Below are 24324 nucleotides of genomic sequence, written 5' to 3'. Positions count from 1 at the left end.
GCCCGGCGGAGACCGTGGTGCCCGCGCGGAGGCGGTGGTGGCCGCGAATGCCCGCCGGGTGGCGGGTGGGTGCTTCGGGAGGTCGGCGGGGAGGCGCGGGCGTCCACGGGTGCGGAAGATTACCTTCCGTGAAGTCTTGACCTTGGCCTTGCGGGACTCCACGATCACCGCATGCAGGTTCGGGTCACGCTCATCGCCGCCGCCCGCAGCTCCTCGCTGCTCGCGGAACGCTTCGACGAGGACCGGCCGCTCGACGAGGCCGGCTGGCAGGACGTACGGCTCGCCGCCCCTGCGCTCGTTGCGTTCGGGGCCGCCGAACTGCGCTACTGCTCACCGACTCCGCGCAGCCGTTCCACCGGTACCGCGCTCGGATTCGCCCCGCTCGTCCAACCCGCCCTCAGCGACTGCGACATGGGCCGGTGGCGCGGGTGCACCCTGGGCGAGGTGGCCGGGCGGGAACCCGGTGCGTTCGACGCCTGGTTGCGCGATCCGCGCTCCGCCCCGCACGGCGGCGAGTCCCTGCTGACCTTCATCACCCGGGTCGGGCACTGGCTCGACACCCGCCCCGCCGATGCCGGAGTGTGCATCGTCGCCGTCGCCGAACCCGCCGTCGTGCGCGCTGCCCTGGTGTACGCGCTCCAGGTGCACCCCAGCACCTACTGGAGCATCGACGCACGCCCCCTGTCGGCGGTGACCCTGGCGGGCGGCGCCGGTCGGTGGAGCCTGCGGCTCGGCGACGGCACCGCCCCGTAACCCGCCGTGCCCGCGCTCCCCTTCACTCCGCTGCCGGGCGGACAGCAGGGCGCATCCCGTCGAGCACCGGATCGACGGCCCGGCCCAGCCGCCGGGTCCAGAACTCCCGTCGCGCGGCCTCGACCTCGGGGTCCGGTCGGACACCACCGTCCCGCAGCCGGGCCCCGCGCACCCCCCGGACGGCCTCGGCCGGGGGGCGGCGGGGTCATCGCAAGTGAACTTGCGTGCTGTCTCCCGAACGTCGTACGGTCCGGGCATCGCAAGGTGACGTGCGAGGGGAGGGGAGATCCTCGTGACGGTGGTGAAGGCTCCCGCCGGGACGTGGCGGGGCGAGCGACAGGACGAGGGCTGGACCTTCCGGGGCCTGCGGTACGCCCGCGCCGACCGGTTCGCCCCACCGGAACCCGTACCCCCGCACGAGACGACGGTCGACGCGACCCGGTCCGGCCCCGGCGCCCCGCAGTCGCCCTCCCGGCTGGCCGCCGTGATGGGCACCCCGGCCCCCGTGCCCCAGTCCGAGGACTGTCTGCGGCTCACGATCACCACCCCCGACCCGCAGGGGTCGCGGCCCGTGCTCGTCTGGTTGCCCGGCGGTGCCTACCTGACCGGCAGCGGCGAGTGGAACTTCTACGACGGCCGGCGGCTCAGTGCCGAGGGCGACCTCGTGGTCGTCACCGTCAGCTACCGGGTCGGCGCCCTCGGATACCTGTACGCGCCCGGCACCAGCGACGGCAACCTCGGACTCCAGGACCAACTCGCCGCCCTGCGCTGGGTCCAGGAGAACATCGCGGCCTTCGGCGGCGACCCCGACCGGGTCACCCTCGCCGGCCAGTCGGCCGGAGCCCACTCCGTCGCCGCGCTGCTCGGCATCCCGGACGCCGCGCGACTCTTCCACCGGGCCGTCCTCCAGAGCGCGCCCCTCGGCATGCCGTTCATCCTGCCGCACGCCGCCGAACGGACCGCCGGGACCTTCCTGGAGCACCTGGGCGCCGACCCGCTGACCGCATCCGTGGAGCAGGTCCTCACCGCCCAGACCCGCACCGTGATCCAACTCGCCGGCCGGTTCGGCCTGAACACCGCGCCCGCGTTCGGCCCGGTGGCCGACGCCGGGCCGCTGCCCGCCCCGCCCGCCTGGCACCGCGCCCTGGTGCGGCGCGCGGGCCGGGGCCTCGCCGTCCTCCTCGGCACCAACCGCGACGAAATGCGCGCCTTCCACCTGCGGCACCCGCTGTTCACCCGGGTCCGCGCCCTCCCGGTGATCGGCGAGGGGCTCGCCGACCGCGCCCGACACCGGGCGCAGGAGAAGGCGTTCGACGGCCCGAACCGCCAGTTCGCCGATCTGTTGGCCTCCTCCGGCGCGGACACGTACCGCTACGTCTTCGGCCGGCTCGCCCCCGACAACCCGCTGGGCGCCTGCCACTGCGCCGAACTGCCGCTGCTGCTCGGAGACGACGCGGCCTGGCGGGACGCGCCGGTCCTGGCCGGCGCCCCGGCCGCGGACCTGGCCGCCGCCGGAACCCGGATGCGGTCCCGGTGGTCCGCCTTCGTGCACGACGGTGCGCCCGGCTGGCCCCGGCACACCCCGGGCGGCGCGGCGCACCCCCTGCCCTGAGCGCCCGTTCCCCGTCCACGGTCTCCGCACGCGGGGTCACAGCGGGCCCAACACCTCCTCGGGTGCGGCTGCCAGCTCCAGGGTTTCGAGTACGGAGAGCAGTTGCCGCTCCTCGTAGCGGAAGTGGTTCTCCATGATCGCGGCGATGCCTTCGAGGTGGCGGTCGAGCTCCTCGGGCGGTGCGGCCCGCTCGACGGCGTTGCGCAGGCCGCCCAGCAGGTGGGCGATCATCGAGTGATCCTGTTCGAGCGAGCGCAGCACCGGCCGAAGCTCGGGGTGCGCGGCTGCGATGGCCGGGAACAGGGTGCGGTCCTCGCCCTGGTGGTGGCCGTCGAGAGCCGCGCAGAAGCCGTGGCAGTACAGCAGCAGTTCACGGGTGGCCGCCTCGCCGGCAGTGCCTTCGGCAACGGAGTCGCGGGCCACGGCCAGCGCTTCTCGTAGTCGTTCGTGCACCTGGCGGAGTTCTCGGCTCCAGGCGACGAGCCTGGTCGTCTCGCGCTCAGTCACGCGAGAACAAAGGATGCGACGCGTACATCGTCGACCTCCTTCGATCCGGCGCCTCCATGCCTGACACGGTCTGCCATCGGCACGCGACGCTGCCCTCACCCTACCGTGCCTGCTGTCGGTCGACGCCGCTGTCCTCCGTGCGGGAGGACGAGCCGGGCAGCCGCACCGCTCCTGTTGCTCCGGGCGCGACGTCAACTCCCTTGCCCCGTAGGTAACATGAGCAGATCAAGAAGAGTGGTGGGCGACGGGCTCCGTCCGCCCGGCCGCGGAAGGGGAAACGGATGGGGGGACGGACGAACGGCAGGCGGCGGACGCTGGCCTTCGCCGCTGCGGCAGCGGTCCTGAGCACCGCGGGCTGGGGGGCCACGGAGTTCCTCAACAGCACCGCGCCCAGGACCAGTCCACCCGCGCCGTACGCCAGCCAGGACCCCACGGGATGCGCGGCCGACCCCGCCGGTCTGTGCGCCCGCCCGAGGGAGGCGACCTGCGCCGAGGTGGTCGCCTGGCTGCGCGCGCACGACCGGGAACGGGCGACGCGTCGACCGATTCCGGGAACGCTCGTGGCGGAGAGCCACGGGGTCCCCGAGCGGTGTCGGGAGCAGGTCGAGGACTACCGGAACAGCCCCCGTCCCGGGCCCTGACCGGCCGGATTCCGGCGACGGCGGCGCCGCCGTGCGGGGCCGATCGCGCGGGCCTAGCCTGGGAGAGCCTTTGTCCCCGGTCAGCAGGGAGGCCCCCATGAGGTTCCCACGCAGGCACTGGCGAGGAGCGTGCGTCACCGCGGCAGCGGCCGGCCTGCTGGTCGCCCCGGTGTCCTCGGGCAGTGCCTACGCCGGGGCAGCGGCTCCGGCACACGTCGCCTCGGACACCCCTTCGCCACCGCCGACGGTGACCAGCACCGCGTTCCCCGAGCTCGACGCCGCCCTCGCGGCCCGGATCGACTCCGCCGTCCGGAAGGTCATGGACGAGACGAACGTCCCGGGCGTGACCGTCGGACTGTGGGCGTCGGGCAAGGGCAACTACGTCCGGTCGTTCGGCGTCGCCGACAAGTCGACGGGCGAGGCGATGAACCCCGACCTCTACACGAGGATCGGCAGCGAGACCAAGACGTTCACCGTGACCGCCCTCCTCGAACTCGTCGACCAGGGCAAGGTGGGCATCGACGACACGATCGCCCGGTACGTCGACGGGGTGCCGGACGGCGACCGGATCACCCTGCGGGACCTCGCCAGCATGCGCAGCGGCCTGTTCAACTACTCCATGGACCCGGACTTCTTCAAGGCCCTGACCTCCGATCCACGACGGCCCTTCACTCCGCAGGAACTGCTCAACTACGCGTTCAAGCACCCGCTCCAGTTCGAGCCGGGCAGCCAGTTCGAGTACTCCAACACCAACCTCATCCTGTTGGGGCTCGTGGTGGAGAAGATGGGCGGCAAGCCCCTGAACGAGTACATCCAGCAAAACGTGTTGGACCCCGCGGGGCTGCGCAACACCGTCTTCCCGACGGACGCCGCCTTCCCCAGCCCGCACGCGCAGGGCTACACCGACCAGACGGCCACCGGCAAGGTCGAGAACGCCACCGACTGGGACCCCTCCTGGGGCTGGGCCGCCGGCGCGATGATCTCCAACCTGCACGATCTGCGGATCTGGGCCCCGGTGCTCGCCAACGGCACCCTGCTGACGCCAGAGACCCAGGCGGAGCGACTGAAGACCGCTCCCACCACCATCCCGGGCGCCGGATACGGACTCGGCATCTTCAACGTCCAGGGCTGGATCGGCCACAACGGCTCACTGCCCGGGTACGAGTCCCTGACGATCTACCTGCCGGGACCGAAGGCGACCCTGGTGGTGCTGCTCAACACGGACATCCTGCACGACGGACAGGAACCCAGCACGCTGTTCGGCCAGGCGATCACCAGGATCGTCACCCCTGCGCACGTGTTCGACCTCCCGGTGCAGAACCCGCCCTCGTCCTCCCCGTCCGAGTCGTCAGCGGCGTCCGCGGCGTCTTCGGCGTCGTCCCGGTAGGCGCCTACCGCTGCGGCGCACGGGCGAGGACGCGCCGGCACCCGTGCAGCAGCTTCTCGTCCGAGGCGACGTGGCACCGCAGCCGGATCGCCGGTTGCTCGTTGCCGTGGCGGCGCGGGCGGGCCAACTCGGCCCGGGCCAAGGGCGCCGCGTCCGCCCCGGCGGCACCGAGTTCGGCCAGGCACCCGGCGATCTCGACCAGGTGGAAGGGGGACCGCGTCCACTCCGCCACCAGCACCGGCGCCACCTCCTGCGCGTCCCCGACGACCCGCCACAGGGCGAGCGCGGCCTCGGGGCGGTGACCGTCCTCCGCCAGCCGGGTCCGCAGCAGCGGCGCGAGCGCAGCGCCGGACCGCCCGAGACGCCCGGCCGTGCGGAAGCCGCTCCCGCGGTCGTTCGGCCGGTCCAGCCGCAGGACGTCCTCGACGGCGCCGAGGACGAGCTCCAGCCCCTCCGCCCCGACGACCGACCACAACGCCTCGGCAGCGACCGAACGACGGTACGGCGACGGGTCCGAGACCGCTGCCGCCCGCAGGGCCGGGGCGTGCTCCGCCGCCCCGACTCCGTACCGCGCCACCGTGCGTTGGGCGGCCAGGCGGGTGGCGACGTCCTCGCTGTCGAGGAAGGACGCCACCAGCGGCAGGGCCGCGGCGGGGGCGGGCACCGCCAAGGCGTCCAGGAGCCGCGCCCGGCGCCGGTGGGCCCCGGGGTGCAGCCGGGCGAGTCGATCCCCCAGCACCTCGCCCAGCGGCGCCGCGTGTGTGGACAGGGCCGCCAACCCCTCCTGGAGGTCATCGGGCACGCTCCCGGACCGCAGCGCCCGGGCCAGCTCCGGCACGGCCCGGGGGTCGCCCTGCGCCGCGAGCAGGGCGACCGCACGACCGAACCGGGTCCAGAACCAGTCGGCGTCGTCCGCCTCGTGCCGGAACGCCGGCAGCGCCTCGGCGATCACATCGGCGACCCCCCGGGCAAGGGGGTGCAGGTGCACCAACTCGCCCAGCGCGGCCCGGGCCAGCCGCTCGTCGCCGTCCAGTGCCTGCCGGGCCAACAACCGGACCGCTTCCCCGCCCGGCAGCCGCCAGCCGGTCAGCAACATGCCCGCCTGCTCCACCGCGGCGCGGCGCTGCCCCCGGGACGGGTTGCGCAACTGGTCGACCAGCAGCGCCAGCCGCTCGTCCGTGCGGTCCATGAGGGCCAGGTGCAACTGCCCGAGTTGTTCGATCGCCCCGTCCGCATCGACCGCAGTCCGGTGCTCGGTCCGCAGCTCCCGCAGGTACGACACCAGGGTGTCCGTCCGCGGGCGCGGCTCCGCCGGAGCGGCTTCGGGCGCCTGCCGGGCCCCGCGCATCGCGGCGCCGACCGCCGCCACCGCGCCGGGCGGCAACCGATCGGGCGCGCACCGGGCCAGTCCGGTCAGGGCCGCGAGCAGCAGTGCGGGAGGCGCGAGCGGGTCCCGGGCCACCTCCGCCAGACAGCCGCCCGCAGCCGCGCCCACCTCACCGGTCCGCACGCCCAGATCGCCGATCGCGGTCACCAGGGCGCGCGCGGCCTCGGGGTCCGGCTCGGCCCGCAGTCGCCGGCGCAGGGCCGTGAGCAGCCGTCCGGCATCGCCGTGCAGCCGGACCAGGGCACCCGGTGCCACGGCGCGCACCTGCGGGTCCGGATCGTCGAGCAGGGGGAACAGCTCCGCCGAACGTCCCCGGATCAGCGCGGAGGCGTCCACGAAGGGGGCCACCCACGCGGCGTGTTCCGCCTCGTCCGCGCAGTCGCTCCCGATCTCCTCCGGGTCCGGTTCCCGCTCGCCCGCGATGCTGCACAGCAGCTCCAGGACCGCGGACCGGTCCCGTACCGCCGGCAGGCCCAGCAGCGCGAACAGGAACGGCACGCTGGCGACCGTACAGGCGTAGACGTCGCCCTGGTGGTGCACGGCGCCGTACATGCCGTCCAGCGCGGTGTCCCGTTCCGCGGGGTCGTCCGAGGCCAGGCCGCGCAACAGCGACGGCACGTCCGACGCGTCGCCGTAGGCGTGCTGCATCGACGCCCAGTCGACGTCCTCGATCCCGTTCAACACCGCTTGGCCCTCCCCGTTGCCCCGTGGCCCGCTGCCTTCGATGACCCAGCGTGCCCCGTCCCACTGACAGTCCGTCACGGACGGGTGCGGACCTCGCCGGCGCCGACCCGGCGACGGACACCGTCCCCCACTGCCGCACACTCCCCACCGGGCCACCGTACGACGCCCCGCCCCATCCGCTTCCGCGCGCGGTGCAGCGGGCTCCGCGGGGCCCGCCCGCCACCGGGAGGGCGAATCGGCCATCCACCCCGCCGGCGGGCCCCGGGCGACGCCGCCCCCGACCCGTGCACCGACGGTCGCCCCTGGTGGACTCCGACGCCAACGAGGGGCGTGGGCGCGGTGTGGCGGGCCCTCCGACGCGGCCCGAGACCCCGGCCGGGCTTGCGAAGATCGGGGGCCGACCGGGCGGGGAGGGGCACTTCGGCCAACTGCGCGCAGTCGTCTCGACGGCCGTCGGGGGCCGGCACATCATGAAACGATGCGGTATCTCATTTTGGGTGGAACTGCCTTCCTCGGCCGCTCGGTCGCCCGGCACGCACTCGCCGCCGGCCATGACGTCACCTGTCTCGCACGCGGTTCGTCCGGCGCCCCGGTCGCCGGGGCCCGGTTCGTCCGGGTGGACCGCGACGACCCCCACTGCCTGGACGCCGTGGAGGGGGAGTTCGACGCCGCGATGGACGTCTCCCGGCGCCCGAGCCACGTCCGTCACGCGATGCGCTCCCTCGCCGACCGCGTCGGCCACTTCACCTTCGTCTCGACCGGCTCGGTGTACTCGGACAACGAGACGCCCGGTCAGCGCGCGGACACCGCGCCCGTGGTGCCGGCCGCAGCACCGGAGGACGACGACCCCGGCATGGACCCCGCCGTCTACGGTCCCTGCAAGGTGGCCTGCGAACAGCTCGCCCGGGACGGCCTGGGCGCCGACCGGGTGTTCGTGTGCCGGGCCGGACTCGTGGTGGGACCGGACGACCCGTTGGGACGGTTCGACTACTGGGTCGCGCGGGCCAGCGCCACGGCCTCGCTGCGCTCCCTGGCCGGTGAACTCTTCGTGGTCCGCGGCGGGGAGATCCTGGTCCCCGGCGCCCCGGACGACCTGGTCCAGTTCGTCGACGTACGGGATCTGGCCGCCTGGATCGTCGAGGCCGGCGAGCGCGGGCTGAGCGGCACCTTCGACGGCGTCGGGCCGCCCATGACCTGGCACGCCTTCCTGACCGGGCTGGCCGGCGACGAGGTCACCCTGACCTACGTACCGCAGGAGTTCCTGATCGAACAGCGGGTCCGGCCGTGGGCCGGGCCGCGTTCGCTGCCGATGTGGCTGCCCCTGCCGGAGTGCGCCGGATTCATGAGCCGGGACGTCACCCCCTCGCTGGAGGCGGGGCTGCGTCCCCGACCACTGGCCAGGACCGCCCGCGACAGCGCCGGGTACGGCGGTGGACTCGAACACCGGGGGACGTACCCGACCGCCCTGACGACGACCCAGGAGGGCGAGGTGCTCAGGGCCTGGCGCGAGCGGTCCTCGCCGGTGCTCGTGGCCGGCGCGGCAGCCTGACGTCCCGGCAGGTCGCCGTGGGCACCCGGACCGTCCCGGCAGGTACGCGTGGGCATCCGGACCGTCCCGACCGGGTGCCCACGGGGCCGCGGGCCGTCAGCCGTCGGCGAGGACGCGGGGCAGGTCCGCCAGGATCGCGGTCAGTTCCCCGGCCGGGACGCCGCCGCCCTGGGCGACCTCCGCGGAGCCGCCGCCCTTGCCGCCGAGGAGCGCCTTGACCAACGCGGCGGCGTTGCGGCCCGCCGCCCGGGCCGGAGCGTTGACGGTCAGCACCAACCCACCGCTGGCGGTGGCGACGGCCACCACACCGGGCCGCGTCCGCGGGAGGCGGTCGCGGACCGCGAGGGCGAGAGCGCGCGCCTCGTCGACCGCGCCCTCGACGGTCGTGGTGGCCACGAGCACGTCGCCCACCTCGGTCGCCCGCCCGGCCAGGTCGACGGCGCGCGCCGCGGTGGCCTGCGCCGTGAGACGGGCGTTCTCCCGGTCGGACGCCTTGAGCCGGTCGAGCAGGCCGGCGATCCGCTCGGTCAGTTCGGCACGGGGGGCGCCCACCTGTTCGGCGATGCGGGTCACCAGGTCGCGCTCCCGGGCGAGGTAGCCGAAGCCCTCGATGCCGACGGCCGCCTCCAGCCGGCGCATGCCGGCACCGACCGAGGACTCGGAGGTGAGGGCCACCGTGCCGATCTGCGCCGCGCGGTCGACATGGGTGCCGCCGCACAGTTCGCGCGACCAGGCACCGCCGATCTCCACGACGCGCACCTCCTCCCCGTACGTCTCGTCGAAGAGGGCGAGCGCGCCGATCTCCTTGGCCTGCGGGAGGGGCATCCAGCGCACGTCGACGGGGAGGTCCCGGCGCAGGGCACGGTTGGCGGCCTCCTCGACCGCACCGCGCACCGCCGCGGACAGCGCACCGCGCCAGGGGAAGTCGAGCCGGAGGTGGCCGGGCCGGTTGGAGGAACCGGACTGGAGGGCGGTGGGGCCGAGGACCTCGCGCAGCGCGGCGTGCAGCACATGGGTGCCGGAGTGCGCCTGCCGGGCGCCGAGCCGCCATTCGGGGTCGACGGCGGCGTGCACCGCGTCGTCGGCGGCGAGTTCACCCGCGGTGATCCTGACCTGGTGGACCACGAGCCCGGGCAACGGGCGCTGGACGTCGATGACCTCGGCCTCCACCGAGGCCCCCGACAGCAGGCCCGCGTCGCTGTCCTGGCCGCCGGACTCCGCGTAGAAGGGGGTGCGGTCCAGGACCACGCCGACGACGTCCCCGGTCCGGGCCACCGCGACCGGGCCCTGCGCGCCGAGGACGGCGAGGACCCGGGACGCGGTGGTGAGGGTGTCCCACGCCCGCCAGTCGGTCGGGCCGTGCGCGTCCAGGAGGGCGCGCAGGGCGGTGGTGTCGAGCGCGCCGCCGGACTTGCGGGCCCGGGCGTCGAGGCGGGCCCGCTCTCGCTGGGCGTTCATCAGCGCGGTGAAGCCCTCCCGGTCGACCTCCACGCCCTGCTCCGCGGCCATCTCCAGGGTGAGGTCGATGGGGAAGCCGTAGGTGTCGTGGAGCAGGAACGCCTGCGCACCGGGCAGCGAACGGCCGCCGCCGGACCTGACCTTGGCGACGGCGGTGTCCAGGACGGTGGTGCCTTGCCGGAGGGTGGCGCGGAAGGCGTCCTCCTCGCCGTACGCCTGGTCGGAGATCCGGGCGAAGCCCTCCACCACCTCGGGGTAGCCGGGGGCCATGCAGTCCCGGGCCACCGGCAGGAGCTCGCGCAGCGCCGGGTCGTGGTGGCCCAGTTGGCGCACGGAGCGCACCGCGCGGCGCAGGATGCGGCGCAGGACGTAGCCGCGGCCCTCGTTGCCCGGTGCCGTGCCGTCGGCCAGCAGCATCAGCGCGGTGCGGACGTGGTCGGCGACCACCCGCAGCTGCACGTCGGCCCGCTCGTCCTGCCCGTACCGGACCCCGGTGAGTTCGGCGGCGCGGTCGAGCACGGGGCGGGTCTCGTCGATCTCGTAGAGGTTGTCGACCCCCTGGAGCAGGGTCGCCATCCGCTCCAGGCCCATCCCGGTGTCGATGTTGCGCCGGGGCAACTCGCCGAGGATCGGGTAGCCGGACTTGCCCGGGCCCGCACCGCGCTCGTACTGCATGAAGACCAGGTTCCAGAACTCCATGTAGCGGTCCTCGTCGACCGCGGGACCGCCCTCGCGGCCGAGCGCCGGGCCCCGGTCGTAGTACAGCTCCGAGCATGGCCCGCAAGGGCCGGGGACCCCCATGGACCAGAAGTTGTCCTCGTCGCCGCGGGCCACGATCCGCTCGTCCGGCAGGCCCGCGACCTCCCGCCAGATGGCCCGGGCGTCGGTGTCGGAGTGGTGGACGGTCACCCAGATCCGCTCCGGGTCCAGACCGTAGCCGCCCTCGTCCCGGGCGTGCGTGGACAGCTCCCAGGCGAAGGCGATGGCCTCCTCCTTGAAGTAGTCGCCGAAGGAGAAGTTGCCGTTCATCTGGAAGAACGAGCCGTGCCGGGTGGTCTTGCCGACCTCCTCGATGTCCAGGGTGCGCACGCACTTCTGCACGCTGGTGGCCCGCTCCCACCGCGGGGTGGCCTCGCCGGTGAAGTACGGCTTGAACGGGACCATGCCGGCGTTGACGAACAGCAGCGTGGGGTCGGGGGTGGGCAGCGGCGCGCTGGGGACCACGGTGTGGCCGCGGGCGGCGAAGTGGTCGAGGAAGCGGCTGCGGATGTCGGCGGTGCGCAAGGGACGCTGCTCCGTGGGTCGGTGGATCAGGCGGGGGGTGCTCGGGCGGAGAACGGCTGCGGGGGCGCTCAGGCGGCTCTCGCCCCGGCCGCCGGAAGCGGGGTCAGGGCGGCGAAGTCGAGCGGCGCGGACGGATCGATCGACACGTCCAGCGGTGCGGGTTCGGCACCGGAGCGCACGAGCAGGTCGCCGACGGCGGCGATCATCGCGCCGTTGTCGGTGCACAGGGTGAGCGGCGGTACGCGGAGCTCGATCCCGGCGGCGGCGCACCGCTGCTCGGCCAGGGCGCGCACCCGGGAGTTGGCCGCCACCCCGCCGACCACGATCAGCGTCTTCACGTCGTGGGCGCGGCAGGCCGCGAGCGCCTTGCGGGTCAGCACGTCGGCGACGGCCTCCTGGAGCGCGGCGGCACCGTCGGCGACCGGCGGCTCCTCGCCGCGGAGGCGGTGTTGCTCGACCCAGCGGGCCGCGGCCGTCTTCAGCCCGGAGAAGGAGAAGGCGTACGGGTCGTCGCCCGACCGGGTGAGCGGCCGGGGGAAGACCACCGCCGACGCGTCGCCGTCCCGGGCCGCCCGGTCGATGGCCGGTCCGCCGGGGTAGGGCAGGCCGAGGATGCGGGCCACCTTGTCGAAGCACTCGCCGGCCGCGTCGTCGCGGGTGTCGCCCAGGTGCAGGATCGGCTCCCGCACCAGGTCCCGTACCAGGAGGAGGGAGGTGTGGCCGCCGGAGACGATCAGCACCACGCAGGGGTCGGGCAGCGGGCCGTGCTCCAGCGTGTCGGCGGCGACGTGCCCGGCCAGGTGGTGCACCCCGTACAGCGGCACCCCGGCCGCGTAGGCCAGGGACTTGGCGCCGGCCAGGCCCACCTGGAGGGCTCCGGACAGACCGGGCCCGGTGGTGACGGCGACGGCGTCGATCTGGCTCAGCCGCAGCCCCGCCCGGTCGAGGGCCCGGCGGACGACCGGGGTGAAGGAGTGCAGGTGCGCACGGGCCGCGATCTCCGGCACCACTCCGCCGAAGCGTGCGTGCTCGTCCATGCTGGACGCGACCACGTGCGCCAGCAGCTTTCCGTCCTGCACGATCCCCGCGCCGGTCTCGTCGCACGACGACTCGATCCCCAGGACCACCGGTCCGCCCATCACGCCACTCCTTTTGCCCAATACCTGCAACTGCAATATATGTGCAACAGGAGGTGGGGGAGCACGCCGTCCGGGCGGTCAGAGGGTGGCGAGCAGCTGGTCGAGGGGGGCCGGGACCCGATCGGGTTCGAGGGCCTCGACGAGGACGCGGCCGTAGTGGATCTTGCGCCCCTTCTTCGTCCCGAAGAAGCGCCTGAACTGCTGCTGCGGGGTCCGGTCCCGTTGCGCGGGCTGTTGCAGGAAGGTCCGCAGGGCCCGCAGCTCGCCTTCCGCCCGGACGAGTTCCGCCACCCGGGCCACGCCCAGGACCCGGATCAGCTCGTCCTCCAGGTCCGCCGCACAGACGAAGAAGTCCTGCGGCCGGACACCCGCGCGGGCGAAGCCGCGGGCGTAGTAGGGCCGCTCCGCCTCGTCGCACAGCCCCGCCAGGCGCAGGCCGAGGCCGGGCGGGCCGAGCAGCTGGGCGTAACGCCCGACGCTCATCGCGCCGCCGATCGACAGCACGCAGACCCCCTCGGCCGCCAGGTCCCGTCCGCGGCGCCCGGCCAGCGCGTTGACCGCCGCGACGTCGCTCGGCCCTTCGAGCAGGACGGCCGTCCGGACGGTGAGGCGTGCGGCCAGCTCCCGTGCCGGGTCGCCGGGGCCACCCGCCGCCCATGCGGTGACCGCGTCCCGCAACGCCCCCATGTCCACCATGGGACGAGTCTCGGCCCGTGGCGGCCGTGGCGCGAGGGAATTTCCGTGGGTGGGCGACCGACGGGTGCGTGGACGCGGTGGGCACCGTCACCCGACGCGCCCGGCCGGTACGGGTGAGCGGCGGGTCCGCGCCCAGTACGAGCGGGCGGCGACGGTCAGCGCCAGCCCGTAGACGGCGAACGCGCCCGTACCGATCCAGGCGACCAGCAGCGCGTCGTCCGCGGAGGGGAAGTCGCCCCGGCGCATCGTGACCACGCCCGCCGTGGCCAGGGCCGAGTAGGCCGTCCCGAACACGCCGTAGGGAGCGAGCGTGGCGGCCCCGAGCAGCGCCGGGGCCAGCGGCAGCCAGCGCGGGACGCGACGGCCGCGCACGACCGGCGTCCACCGGGGGAAGACCTGCCCCCAGGGGCGGACCAGCCCCCAGAGCAGGAAGACGCCGACCGCGGCCAGCAGCACCGTGGCGTCCAGCCCCCAGGAGTCCAGGGCGAGCCAGAGGTCCGAGGCGCCGTTGCGCCGGGAGACGGCCCGCATCTGCGCACCGGACACCCCGGCGAACGTGCCCCCGGACGCCCAGACCAGCTTCATGCCCGCGTAGGGGAGGAAGGCCAGTGTGCCGGCCCAGGCGGCCAGCTGGACGGCCCGGGACGCGGCCGAAGGGGTGCGTGCGCGGGCACCGCCGCCCGGTCGGTCCACCGGCCGGGCGGCGGTCGCGAGCAGCAGGGCCCCGGCCGCGGCCAGCGCGTGGTTCGCCGCTGACGCCCGACCGTCCACCCCCTGACCGAACAGCAAGGTGATCACGTCCATCAGCAGGCCGAAGGCGGCCAGCCCGGCCAGCGCGCACAGCACCAGGAGCACCCCGCGGAGCGCCGGTCGCAGCCCGTACCGCAGCACCGCCGCGCCGGACAGCGCGGTCAGCACCCCGAGGGCGACCCCCGCCCATCCCGGCCAGGAGGGTTCCGAGGCGGCCGGGCCGAGGAACAGCGGGGTCCCGTTCCGTACGCAGACCAGGGCGAAGCCGGCGTAGGACACCCCCCACAGCACGGTCGACCGGACCGCCCGGCGCGGCTGCCCCGGCCGTCGCGCGTGCCACGGCGTGTGCGATCCCGCTGTCGATGAGGTCATGGCCCGAATCTCGCACCGCCGCCGACCGCCCGGCATCGGCCCTCCGGGGTACCTCGGGCCCTCGCCTTCCCCCGGTGTGATGAGCCCCCCTCGCCCTGCGGGGCCACCCGGCTGCGTCGGGCGGGGCGCTCGTCCTCGGGAGCGGCGCCACGGGATCAGAGCGTGAGCACCGGCCGGGTGGTGCACTCCTCGTGGAGGTCCTCGCCGTCCGGGCCGTACACGAACTCGGCCAGGGACGGGTGGCGATGGGCCGTGGCCAGCGGCAGCCACGCCAGCAGGTGGCCGTAACCTCCGCACGCCGACTCGCCGCCGTCCCCGCCGTGGACGGCGGTGACGTCGCTGGTCAGCTCCGTGCGGTAGGTGTCGTACGCGATGCGCAGGCCGAAGGCGTTCAGCCGGTGCTGCGGGCCGGGGCGGTCTCCGTACGGGATGCGGTCGAGGGGGCAGTCGTCGCCCCACCGGAAGAGGGTGTCCGCGCCGGCTCCACAGGCGTGCTCCCACTCGTCGGAACTCGGCATCCGCAGGCCGCGAGCGGCCAGCGAAGCCGGCATGTCGGCGGGCGGCTCGGTCAGCTCCTCGTCCGCCACGGCCATGAGCACCGTCGCCAGGACGACGCTCCGGCGCGGGCTGAGCACGTGCGCCAGGTGGGCCCGGAGATCGGGGCCGTGTCCGAAGCCCTGATCCAGGCTCTCCGCGTAGTCGGCGGCCTGTTGGGGCGTCGGCCGCCAGGCGTCGAGGTCGAAACCGAGGGTCAGCGGACCGCCGGGAACCAACGCGAACTCCTGCGCCTTCCGCTCGATCCGCACGCGGTGCAGCGGGGCGCCGAGGTGCTCCACGGTCTCGACGAGGGTCACCCGACCGTCCACCTGGTCCGCCGCCTCCTGGGCGAGACGACGTGCCGCGGGCGGTTCGAGGGACCGCCACTGGGCGAGGGTGAGGTCGGCGAGGGACATGCGCCGCAGTGTGGCACGCACCTCTGACAGGGATGGTGGTCCGGCCGTGAAGTGCTCCGTCACACTGGAGGGGCGGCGGTCCGGAGTTCCGGCCGTTGTATAAATGTGCGCTCCTGCGTATAGTCATGTCATCCAGAGGAGAGGAACGGCATGACTACGCGGGTTGCGGTGGCCGGAGCCAGTGGATACGCCGGGGGAGAGGTGCTGCGGCTGCTCGTCGGGCACCCGGAGGTCGAGATCGGGGCGCTGACCGGCAACTCCAACGCCGGGCAACGACTGGGCGCCCTCCAACCGCACCTCGGGCCGCTCGCCGACCGCGTGCTGGAGGTGACGACCGCCGAGGTGCTCGCCGGGCACGACGTGGTGTTCCTCGCCCTGCCGCACGGCGAGTCCGCCGCCGTGGCCGAACAGCTGGGCCCGGACGTGCTCGTCATCGACATGGGCGCCGACTTCCGCCTGCGGGACGCGGCCGACTGGGAACGGTTCTACGGCTCCCCGCACGCCGGGACCTGGCCGTACGGCCTCCCCGAACTCCCCGGCGCCCGCACCGAGCTGGCGGGTTCCCGGCGCATCGCGGTCCCCGGCTGCTACCCGACGGCCGTCACCCTCGCCCTGTTCCCCGCCTACGCGGCCGGCCTCGTCGAGCCGGAGGCCGTGATCGTCGCCGCCTCCGGAACCTCCGGCGCGGGCAAGGCGCCCAAGCCGCACCTGCTCGGCAGCGAGGTCATGGGCTCGGCCTCCCCGTACGGGGTCGGCGGCCTCCACCGGCACACCCCCGAGATGAGCCAGAACCTGGGCGCGGTCGCCGGCGAACCGGTGAGCGTCTCGTTCACCCCCACCCTCGTCCCCATGTCCCGCGGCATCCTCGCCACCTGCTCCGCCCGCGCCCGGGCCGGGGTCAGCGCCGAAGCCGTGCGCACCGCCTACGAGAAGGCGTACGCGGACGAGCCGTTCGTGCGGCTGCTGCCCGAGGGCCAGTGGCCCGCCACCGCCTCCGTGTACGGCTCCAACGCCGTCCACCTCCAGGTGGTCCTCGACGAGGCCGCCCACCGGGTCGTCGCGGTGAGCGCGATCGACAACCTCACCAAGGGCACCGCGGGCGGCGCCGTCCAGAGCATGAACCTCGCCCTCGGGCTGCCCGAGACCACCGGACTGCCGACGGTCGGCGTGGCCCCCTGAGCCCCGCCGCACCCCGCACCGACCCGTCACCACCAGGAACCGCGCCCCCGTCGCCGCCGACCGAGCGGCCGGCGGACGCCCTCCGCCGCCCCCCGGCGGCGTTCGAGAAGGAGATGCAGTGAGCGTCACGGCAGCACAGGGATTCACCGCGGCCGGAATCGCCGCCGGGATCAAGAGCAGCGGCGACCCCGACCTCGCACTCGTCGTCAACACCGGGCCCCGCCTCGCCGCCGCGGGCGTCTTCACCTCCAACCGGGTCAAGGCCGCTCCCGTCCTCTGGTCGGAGCAGGTCCTCAAGGGCGGCCAGGTCTCCGCCGTCGTCCTCAACTCCGGTGGCGCCAACGCCTGCACCGGCCCCCAGGGCTTCCAGGACACGCACGCCACCGCCGAAGAGGTCGCCTCGGTCCTCGGACTGAGCGCGGGCGAGGTCGCCGTCGCCTCCACCGGCCTGATCGGCCTGCCCCTGCCGATGGACAAGCTGCTGCCCGGCGTCACCACGGCCGCCGCGCAGCTCAGCGAGCACGGCGGCGAGAAGGCCGCGATCGCCATCAAGACCACCGACACCGTCCACAAGACGGCCGTCCGGGGCGGCGACGGCTGGACCGTCGGCGGCATGGCCAAGGGCGCCGGCATGCTCGCACCGGGCCTCGCCACCATGCTGGTCGTCCTCACCACCGACGCCGACGTCGACAGCGCCGGGCTCGACCGGGCCCTGCGCGACGCCACCCGCGTCACCTTCGACCGGGTCGACTCCGACGGCTGCATGTCCACCAACGACACCGTGCTGCTGCTCGCCTCCGGCGCCGCCGGCGTCACCCCCGACGACGCCGCGTTCGCCGCCGCGGTGCGGGAGGTCTGCGACGACCTCGGCCGGCAGCTCATCGGGGACGCCGAGGGCGCCAGCAAGGAGATCCGGATCGACGTCGTGGGCGCCGCGACCGAGGACGACGCGGTCGAGGTCGGCCGGTCCATCGCCCGCAACAACCTCCTCAAGTGCGCCCTGCACGGCGAGGACCCCAACTGGGGCCGGGTGCTGTCCGCGATCGGCACCACCTCCGCGGCCTTCGAACCCGACCAGCTCAACGTCGCCATCAACGGGATCTGGGTCTGCAAAAACGGCGGCGTGGGCGAGGACCGCGACCTGGTCGACATGCGCTACCGGGAGGTCGTGATCACCGCCGACCTCGCGGCGGGCGCCGAGTCCGCGACCATCTGGACGAACGACCTCACCGCCGACTACGTCCACGAGAACAGCGCGTACTCCTCCTGAACCCGGCGGGCCCGGACCGCCCCGGCCACCCCGGGGCGGCCCGGTGTTCCCGGCCGACGCACCACCGCGACCGGGTCCGCCCGTGCCCACCGGGGCGGAGCGGGCCGAGGACCCCAGGACCCCAGAGGAGCCATGAGCACCCGCAAGCACACCGCCCTCCCCAAGGCGCAGACCCTCATCGAGGCGCTGCCCTGGCTGACCCGGCACCACGGCAAGGTCGTCGTCATCAAGTTCGGCGGCAACGCCATGGTGGACGACGAGCTGAAGGCCGCCTTCGCCCAGGACGTCGTCTTCCTGCACCACGCGGGCCTGCGCCCGGTCGTCGTGCACGGCGGCGGCCCCCAGATCAGCGCCCAGCTCGATCGCCAGGGCCTGGTCAGTGAGTTCAAGGCGGGACTGCGCGTCACCACGCCCGAGGCCATGGACGTCGTCCGGATGGTCCTCGCCGGGCAGGTGCAGCGCGAACTGGTCGGCCTCCTCAACCAGCACGGGCCGCTCGCGATCGGGCTCACCGGTGAAGACGCCCACACCATCACCGCCCGTCAGCACCGGCCCGAGATCGACGGGGAACTCGTCGACATCGGCCGGGTCGGCGAGATCACGGACATCGACACCGGGGCGATCGAAGCGCTGCTCGCCGACGGCCGCATCCCCGTCGTCTCCTCCATCGCCCGCTCCGCCGACGACACGCACGTCTACAACGTCAACGCCGACACCGCAGCCGCCGCACTCGCCGCGGCCCTCGGCGCCGAGACGCTGATGGTCCTCACCGACGTCGAGGGGCTCTACGAGGACTGGCCCCACAGCGACGAGGTCATCAGCCGCCTCACCGCCCACCAGTTGGAGAAGCTGCTGCCCGAGCTGGCCAGCGGCATGGTGCCGAAGATGGAGGGGTGCCTGTACGCCGTGCGCAACGGAGTGCGCACCGCCCGCGTGATCGACGGCCGGGTACCCCACTCGATCCTGCTGGAGATCTTCACCGACGAGGGCATCGGCACCATGGTCGTGCTCGACGACTCGGTGCGCCCGCGCCGGACCACCACCGCCGACGAGACCACCACCGCCGACGAGACCACCGCGGACGAGAGCACCACCGCGGACCCGACCACCCCCCAAGACCGGAACGCCACTGAAGGAGGAACCCGGTGACCACCGCCAACGAGGCCCTGACCCAGCGCTGGCAGGGCGCACTCATGGACAACTACGGCACCCCCGCGCTGCCCCTCGTCCGCGGTGCGGGAGCCCGGGTGTGGGACGCCGACGGCACCGCCTACCTGGACTTCGTCGGCGGGATCGCCGTCAATGCGCTCGGCCACGGGCACCCGGCCGTCGTCGAGGCCGTCAGCCGGCAGATCGCCTCCCTCGGGCACGTCTCCAACCTGTTCGTCGCCGAGCCCCCCGTCGCGCTGGCGGAACGCCTCCTCGCACTCTTCGGGCGCCAGGGGCGCGTGTACTTCTGCAACTCCGGTGCGGAGGCCAACGAGGGCGCCTTCAAGATCGGTCGCCTGACCGGACGCACCCACGTGGTGGCCACCGACGGCGGATTCCACGGCCGCACCATGGGCGCCCTCGCCCTCACCGGCCAGCCCGCCAAGCGCGAACCCTTCCTGCCGCTGCCCGGCGACGTCACCCACGTGCCCTACGGCGACGTGGACGCGCTGCGCGCGGCGGTCACCGAAGAGACCGCCCTGCTGATCGTCGAACCGATCCAGGGCGAGAACGGCGTGGTGGTCCCGCCGGCCGACTACCTGGTCCGGGCCCGCGAGATCACCGAGGCCACCGGCACCCTGCTCGTCCTGGACGAGGTGCAGACCGGAGTGGGACGCACCGGGCACTGGTTCGCGCACCAGGCCCACGAGGGCGTGCGCCCCGACGTCGTCACCCTCGCCAAGGGCCTCGGCGGCGGACTGCCGCTGGGCGCCACCGTCGCCTTCGGCCCCGCTGCGGAACTGCTGCGGCCCGGCCACCACGGCTCCACCTTCGGCGGCAACCCCGTGGTCTGCGCCGCCGGGCTCGCCGTGCTCGACACCATCGCGGGGGAGGACCTGCTCGCGAACGTGAAGCGGCACGGCGCCCACCTGCGTGACGCGATCGAGTCCCTGGGACACCCCTTGGTCCGGCGGGTCCGGGGCGCCGGGCTGCTGCTGGGTATCGTGCTCACCGAACCGCGTGCGGCCCAGGTGCAGCGCGCGGCCCAGGACGCCGGTCTCCTGGTGAACGCGCCCGCCCCCGATGTCGTCCGGCTGATGCCGCCGCTGAACCTTCGCGACGACGAGGCGGAAGCGTTTCTCCAGATCCTGCCCGGCGTTCTCGACGCAGCCCACGGGACGGACTAGCCGGAGAATGAAACGACGATGACGCAGGCGCAGGGCAACGAGCAGACCGGGCCCGCGGTACCGCAGACCCGCACCGCGCGGCACCGCAGGATCGTGGACATCCTCAACCGGCAGCCAGTGCGCTCCCAGAGCCAGCTGGCGAAGCTGCTCTCGGACGACGGGCTGAGCGTCACTCAGGCGACGCTCTCCCGGGACCTCGACGAGTTGAACGCGGTGAAGATCCGCGACTCCGACGGGGACCTGATCTACGCGGTGCCCAGCGAGGGCGGGTTCCGCACGCCCCGTGCCCCGCTCGGCGAGTCGGCGAAGGAGGAGCGGATGCGACGGCTGTCCGGTGAACTCCTGATCTCCGCCGAGGCGTCCGCGAACCTCGTGGTCCTGCGCACCCCGCCCGGCGCGGCGCAGTTCCTCGCCTCCGCCATCGACCAGGCCGAACTGCACGACATCCTGGGCACGATCGCGGGCGACGACACGCTGCTGCTCATCAGCCGGGAGCCGGCCGGCGGACAGGCGCTCGCCGCCCACCTGCTGCGCCTGGCGCAGAACGCCCGCTAGCCCGGTCGCCCGCCCGTCCGGGGCGGGCGACCGGGACCGCCGCCCGGCCGTCAGTACCGGGTGACTGCGGTCGCGCCGGACTCGGTGCCGATGGCGAGGTGCGGGCGGCGGGCGGGTTCCGCCCAGCGCAGCAGTGCGGCCATCGCCGCCGCCGGTACGGACACGCAGCCCGCCGTCGCGCCCGCGCCGTTGACGTGCAGGAAGATCCCCGCCCCCCGGCCGCGCTGCGGACGGTGGTAGTTGAAGCCGACCACCAGCGCGTGCGCGTACTGGGTGCCGTAGTCGACGAGGTGTTCGGCCTCGGTGGCGCGGCAGTCGGCGGGCCGCGGGTCGGTCCACCGGTTGTACGCGGTGGACTCGTTGTCCTGGCACCACCAGGACGAGTCGCGCACCGGCCGGTACGGGGTCCGGGTGCCGATCGGCGGGGCGGCCGTCCCGAAGGCGTAGGGCAGGTCGTACAGGCCCGTCGGGGTGGTGCGGGTGCCCTGCTGGCGGGTGGTGCCCTCGGTGAGGCCGCCCGCACCGAACCGGGCGGGGGCCGTGCCGGTCGCCCGCCAGCGTCCTCCGCGGCGGTCCCACCAGGTGAGCGTGCCGCGGGTCGCCCCCGCGGTGGCCGCGGTCGCGGTGACGAGCTGGCTGCCGCCGCCGGTGTCCGCCATCCGCGCGGGCAGCGGACGCACCGGCCCCGGGCCGGCGACGGCCGGCGGCGGGAGCGGTCCGGCGAGGGCGACGAGGGCCACGGACACGAGGGCGACGGCACCGGTGCGCATGGCCCAGACCGTAGTGCGGGGGCGGGTCCGCGGCAGCCCGCGTGGTCCGTCCGGGCGGGCCCGATGGTCAGGTCCGCGTCATCGATGGCGTGATCCCGATCCCGGCGTTGACGAAACATGCAGAGAACTGCATACTCATGCATGTCAGCGAATGCACTGTGAGGAGAAACCCGTGACCGAGCGCGTCGTACTCGCCTATTCGGGCGGCCTTGACACCTCCGTCGCCATCGGTTGGATCGCCGAGGAGACGGGTGCCGAGGTCATCGCCGTCGCCGTGGACGTCGGCCAGGGCGGTGAGGACCTGGACGTCATCCGCAAGCGCGCGCTCGCCTGCGGCGCCGTCGAAGCCGAGGTCGCGGACGCCCGGGACGAGTTCGCCGACGAGTACTGCCTCCCGGCGATCAAGGCCAACGCCCTCTACATGGACCGCTACCCGCTGGTCTCCGCCCTCTCCCGGCCGGCCATCGTCAAGCACCTGGTCGCCGCGGCACAGAAGCACGGCGCCACCACCGTCGCCCACGGCTGCACCGGCAAGGGCAACGACCAGGTCCGCTTCGAGGCCGGCATCCAGGCCCTCGGCCCCGACCTCAAGTGCATCGCCCCGGTCCGCGACTACGCGATGACCCGGGACAAGGCCATCGCCTTCTGCGAGGAGAAGAACCTCCCGATCGCGACCACCAAGAAGTCCCCGTACTCCATCGACCAGAACGTCTTCGGGCGCGCGGTCGAGACGGGCTTCCTGGAGGACATCTGGAACGCCCCGATCGAGGACATCTACGAGTACACGCAGAACCCGGCGCTGCCCCGCGAGGCCGACGAGGTCCTGATCAGCTTCAAGGAGGGCGTGCCCGTCGCGATCGACGGCAAGCCCGTCACCGTCCTCCAGGCCATCCAGCAGCTCAACGAGCGTGCGGGCGCCCAGGGCGTCGGCCGGATCGACATCGTCGAGGACCGCCTCGTCGGCATCAAGTCCCGCGAGGTGTACGAGGCGCCGGGCGCGATCGCCCTGATCACTGCCCACCAGGAGCTGGAGAACGTCACCGTCGAGCGCGAGCTCGCCCGCTACAAGCGTCAGGTCGAGCAGCGCTGGGGCGAGCTGGTCTACGACGGCCTGTGGTTCTCGCCGCTCAAGCGCGCCCTGGACGGCTTCGTCAACGAGGCCAACCAGCACGTCACCGGCGACATCCGCCTGACCCTGCACGGCGGACGGGCCGTCGTCACGGGACGCCGCTCGCAGGAGTCGCTGTACGACTTCAACCTCGCCACCTACGACTCCGGCGACACCTTCGACCAGTCCAAGGCGCAGGGCTTCATCGACATCTTCGCGCTCTCCGCGAAGATCGCCGCCAAGCGCGACCTGGTCTGAGCCCCCGCCGCCCGGCGCGAGCCGTGCGGAACCCGGCGCGAAAGCGACCCCGGTCCGCCGCCGCCCAGTAACGTGCACACCGCCTCCTCGCCGCCCGGGCCGGGAGGCGGTGGCGCATCACGACCACCGGTCCGCACGAGCGGCCCCGCACCACCCGTCGCAAGAGCCAAGGAGCAAGTGCAGTGAGCAGCAACAGCGGTGACGTCCGGCTCTGGGGCGCGCGGTTCGCCGACGGTCCCGCCGAGGCCCTGGCGAAACTCTCCGCCTCCGTCCACTTCGACTGGCGGCTCGCCCCGTACGACATCGCCGGCTCCCGCGCCCACGCCCGGGTCCTGCACGCCGCGGGCCTCCTCAGCGACGACGAACGGGAGCGGATGCTCGCCGGACTCGACCGGCTGGACGCCGACGTCGCGGACGGTTCCTTCACCGGGACCGTCGCGGACGAGGACGTGCACACCGCGCTGGAGCGGGGGCTCCTGGAGCGGCTGGGCCCCGACCTCGGCGGCAAGCTGCGCGCGGGACGCTCCCGCAACGACCAGATCGCCACCCTGTTCCGGATGTACCTGCGCGACCACGCCCGGATCATCGGCGGGCTGCTCGCGGACCTCCAGGAGGCGCTGGTCGGCCTCGCCGAGGCGCACGCCGACGTGGCGATGCCGGGTCGTACGCACCTCCAGCACGCCCAGCCGGTGCTCTTCTCCCACCATGTGCTGGCCCACGTCCAGGCGCTGTCCCGGGACGCCGAGCGGCTGCGCCAGTGGGACGAGCGCACGGCCGTCTCCCCGTACGGCTCCGGGGCGCTCGCCGGTTCCTCGCTCGGGCTCGACCCGCTGGCCGTCGCCCGGGACCTCGGGTTCGAAGGCGGTTCGGTGGCCAACTCCATCGACGGCACGGCCGCTCGGGACTTCGCTGCGGAGTTCGCCTTCATCACCGCGATGATCGGCGTCGACCTCTCCCGGATCGCGGAGGAGGTCATCATCTGGAACACGAAGGAGTTCTCCTTCGTCACCCTGCACGACGCGTTCTCCACCGGCTCGTCGATCATGCCGCAGAAGAAGAACCCCGACATCGCGGAGTTGGCGCGCGGCAAGAGCGGGCGGCTGATCGGCAATCTGACCGGGCTGCTCGCCACGCTGAAGGCGCTGCCCCTCGCCTACAACCGTGACCTCCAGGAGGACAAGGAGCCGGTCTTCGACTCCTGTGACCAGCTGGAGGTGCTGCTCCCGGCGTTCACCGGGATGATGGCGACCCTCACGGTCAACCGGGAGCGGATGGCCGAGTTGGCGCCCGCCGGGTTCTCGCTGGCCACCGATGTCGCCGAGTGGCTGGTCAAGCGCGGGGTGCCGTTCCGGGTGGCCCACGAGGTCGCGGGCGAGTGCGTCAAGGAGTGCGAGGCCCGGGGGATCGAGCTGGACCAGCTGACCGACGAGCAGTTCGCGAAGATCTCCCCGCACCTGACGCCCGAGGTGCGCTCGGTGCTGGACGTGGCCGGTGCGCTCGCGGCGCGCAACGCCCGGGGCGGCACCGCGCCGTCCGCGGTGGCGCTGCAACTCGTCGAGGTGAAGTTCGACCTCGCGGTGCAGCGTTCCTGGGCCACGCCCGAGGCGTCCGCCGGTACCGAGCAGTCCGCCGGCGCCGGGGAGTAACCCGCCGCCAGCCGTTCGACCCCAGGGGCC

The 24324-nt window shown here is 73.9% G+C and carries 20 protein-coding genes and 1 pseudogene; 12 read left to right on the top strand and 9 right to left on the bottom strand.

Annotation, left to right across the window (positions count from 1 at the left end):
• Nucleotides 1-171: 171 nt before the first annotated feature.
• Nucleotides 172-753, top strand: coding sequence for a histidine phosphatase family protein (locus ACFWIA_RS05205; protein WP_387000571.1), 582 nt, complete (start codon nt 172-174; stop codon nt 751-753).
• Between the two features lie 22 nt (nt 754-775).
• On the opposite strand, the gene ACFWIA_RS05200 is transcribed toward ACFWIA_RS05205, so the two are convergent.
• On the bottom strand, nt 776-925 hold the full coding sequence (locus ACFWIA_RS05200) for a hypothetical protein (RefSeq protein WP_387000569.1): 150 nt from the start codon (nt 923-925) through the stop codon (nt 776-778).
• A gap of 120 nt (nt 926-1045) precedes the next feature.
• Between ACFWIA_RS05200 and ACFWIA_RS05195 the strand changes: the two genes are divergently transcribed.
• Nucleotides 1046-2365: a carboxylesterase family protein gene (locus tag ACFWIA_RS05195; protein ID WP_387000567.1), complete on the top strand. Its 1320-nt coding sequence runs from the start codon at nt 1046-1048 to the stop codon at nt 2363-2365.
• A 36-nt stretch (nt 2366-2401) separates the two neighbouring features.
• Here ACFWIA_RS05195 and ACFWIA_RS05190 read toward each other — a convergent pair whose 3' ends face one another.
• Nucleotides 2402-2872 (bottom strand): hemerythrin domain-containing protein, encoded by a 471-nt coding sequence (locus ACFWIA_RS05190; RefSeq protein ID WP_387000565.1) that lies wholly within the window; start codon nt 2870-2872, stop codon nt 2402-2404.
• Nucleotides 2873-3153: 281 nt separating this feature from the next.
• Between ACFWIA_RS05190 and ACFWIA_RS05185 the strand changes: the two genes are divergently transcribed.
• On the top strand, nt 3154-3513 hold the full coding sequence (locus ACFWIA_RS05185) for a hypothetical protein (protein ID WP_387000562.1): 360 nt from the start codon (nt 3154-3156) through the stop codon (nt 3511-3513).
• 97 nt (nt 3514-3610) lie between these two features.
• Nucleotides 3611-4900: a serine hydrolase domain-containing protein gene (locus ACFWIA_RS05180; protein WP_387000560.1), complete on the top strand. Its 1290-nt coding sequence runs from the start codon at nt 3611-3613 to the stop codon at nt 4898-4900.
• 4 nt (nt 4901-4904) lie between these two features.
• Here ACFWIA_RS05180 and ACFWIA_RS05175 read toward each other — a convergent pair whose 3' ends face one another.
• Nucleotides 4905-7049 (bottom strand): HEAT repeat domain-containing protein, encoded by a 2145-nt coding sequence (locus tag ACFWIA_RS05175; RefSeq protein ID WP_387000559.1) that lies wholly within the window; start codon nt 7047-7049, stop codon nt 4905-4907.
• Nucleotides 7050-7449: 400 nt separating this feature from the next.
• Between ACFWIA_RS05175 and ACFWIA_RS05170 the strand changes: the two genes are divergently transcribed.
• The gene (locus ACFWIA_RS05170) at nt 7450-8520 is read left to right on the top strand and encodes an NAD-dependent epimerase/dehydratase family protein (protein WP_387000556.1); all 1071 of its coding nucleotides are present in this window, start codon (nt 7450-7452) and stop codon (nt 8518-8520) included.
• A gap of 96 nt (nt 8521-8616) precedes the next feature.
• Here ACFWIA_RS05170 and alaS read toward each other — a convergent pair whose 3' ends face one another.
• The 5 genes from alaS to ACFWIA_RS05145 all read right to left on the bottom strand — a co-directional run bounded on the left by alaS (nt 8617) and on the right by ACFWIA_RS05145 (nt 15172).
• On the bottom strand, nt 8617-11262 hold the full coding sequence (alaS, locus tag ACFWIA_RS05165) for an alanine--tRNA ligase (RefSeq protein ID WP_387000554.1): 2646 nt from the start codon (nt 11260-11262) through the stop codon (nt 8617-8619).
• Between the two features lie 68 nt (nt 11263-11330).
• Nucleotides 11331-12401: a tRNA (adenosine(37)-N6)-threonylcarbamoyltransferase complex transferase subunit TsaD gene (gene tsaD, locus ACFWIA_RS05160; protein WP_387000552.1), complete on the bottom strand. Its 1071-nt coding sequence runs from the start codon at nt 12399-12401 to the stop codon at nt 11331-11333.
• Between the two features lie 78 nt (nt 12402-12479).
• Nucleotides 12480-13097 carry a TOPRIM nucleotidyl transferase/hydrolase domain-containing protein gene (locus tag ACFWIA_RS05155; protein WP_387000550.1) on the bottom strand — a complete coding sequence of 206 codons (618 nt, stop codon included), beginning with the start codon at nt 13095-13097 and terminating at the stop codon, nt 12480-12482.
• A gap of 87 nt (nt 13098-13184) precedes the next feature.
• Nucleotides 13185-14219 (bottom strand): hypothetical protein, encoded by a 1035-nt coding sequence (locus ACFWIA_RS05150; protein ID WP_387000548.1) that lies wholly within the window; start codon nt 14217-14219, stop codon nt 13185-13187.
• 155 nt (nt 14220-14374) lie between these two features.
• A complete protein-coding gene (locus ACFWIA_RS05145) occupies nt 14375-15172 on the bottom strand; it encodes a hypothetical protein (RefSeq protein ID WP_387000546.1) in 798 nt (265 codons plus the stop codon).
• Between the two features lie 150 nt (nt 15173-15322).
• Here ACFWIA_RS05145 and argC point away from each other — a divergent pair, with 150 nt between their 5' ends.
• The 5 genes and pseudogenes from argC (at nt 15323) to ACFWIA_RS05120 (ending at nt 20512) form a co-directional block, all read left to right on the top strand.
• The gene (gene argC / locus ACFWIA_RS05140) at nt 15323-16351 is read left to right on the top strand and encodes an N-acetyl-gamma-glutamyl-phosphate reductase (RefSeq protein WP_387000544.1); all 1029 of its coding nucleotides are present in this window, start codon (nt 15323-15325) and stop codon (nt 16349-16351) included.
• A gap of 118 nt (nt 16352-16469) precedes the next feature.
• Complete coding sequence (gene argJ, locus ACFWIA_RS05135) at nt 16470-17621, top strand: bifunctional glutamate N-acetyltransferase/amino-acid acetyltransferase ArgJ (protein WP_387000541.1); 1152 nt, start codon at nt 16470-16472, stop codon at nt 17619-17621.
• 132 nt (nt 17622-17753) lie between these two features.
• Nucleotides 17754-18650: pseudogene (gene argB, locus ACFWIA_RS05130) on the top strand (acetylglutamate kinase); the annotation flags it as partial.
• A gap of 164 nt (nt 18651-18814) precedes the next feature.
• Nucleotides 18815-19957, top strand: a complete 1143-nt coding sequence (locus ACFWIA_RS05125) for an acetylornithine transaminase (protein WP_387000761.1) — start codon at nt 18815-18817, stop codon at nt 19955-19957.
• Between the two features lie 18 nt (nt 19958-19975).
• Entirely contained in the window at nt 19976-20512 is a 537-nt protein-coding gene (locus ACFWIA_RS05120) for an arginine repressor (protein WP_385493172.1), read from the top strand.
• A 50-nt stretch (nt 20513-20562) separates the two neighbouring features.
• Here the strand turns inward: ACFWIA_RS05120 and ACFWIA_RS05115 are convergent, their stop codons facing one another.
• Nucleotides 20563-21282 carry a L,D-transpeptidase family protein gene (locus ACFWIA_RS05115; RefSeq protein ID WP_387000539.1) on the bottom strand — a complete coding sequence of 240 codons (720 nt, stop codon included), beginning with the start codon at nt 21280-21282 and terminating at the stop codon, nt 20563-20565.
• Nucleotides 21283-21454: 172 nt separating this feature from the next.
• On the opposite strand from ACFWIA_RS05115, the gene ACFWIA_RS05110 reads away from it, so the two are divergent.
• The gene (locus ACFWIA_RS05110; protein WP_387000537.1) at nt 21455-22648 is read left to right on the top strand and encodes an argininosuccinate synthase; all 1194 of its coding nucleotides are present in this window, start codon (nt 21455-21457) and stop codon (nt 22646-22648) included.
• 182 nt (nt 22649-22830) lie between these two features.
• The gene (argH, locus tag ACFWIA_RS05105; RefSeq protein ID WP_387000535.1) at nt 22831-24294 is read left to right on the top strand and encodes an argininosuccinate lyase; all 1464 of its coding nucleotides are present in this window, start codon (nt 22831-22833) and stop codon (nt 24292-24294) included.
• Nucleotides 24295-24324: the final 30 nt, after the last annotated feature.

It is taken from the genome of Streptomyces sp. NPDC127068, assembly GCF_042724695.1.
Lineage (GTDB): Bacteria > Actinomycetota > Actinomycetes > Streptomycetales > Streptomycetaceae > Streptomyces.
The sequence above is the reverse complement of the archived record's forward strand: the minus strand, read 5'-3'. Positions and strand labels throughout refer to the sequence as shown.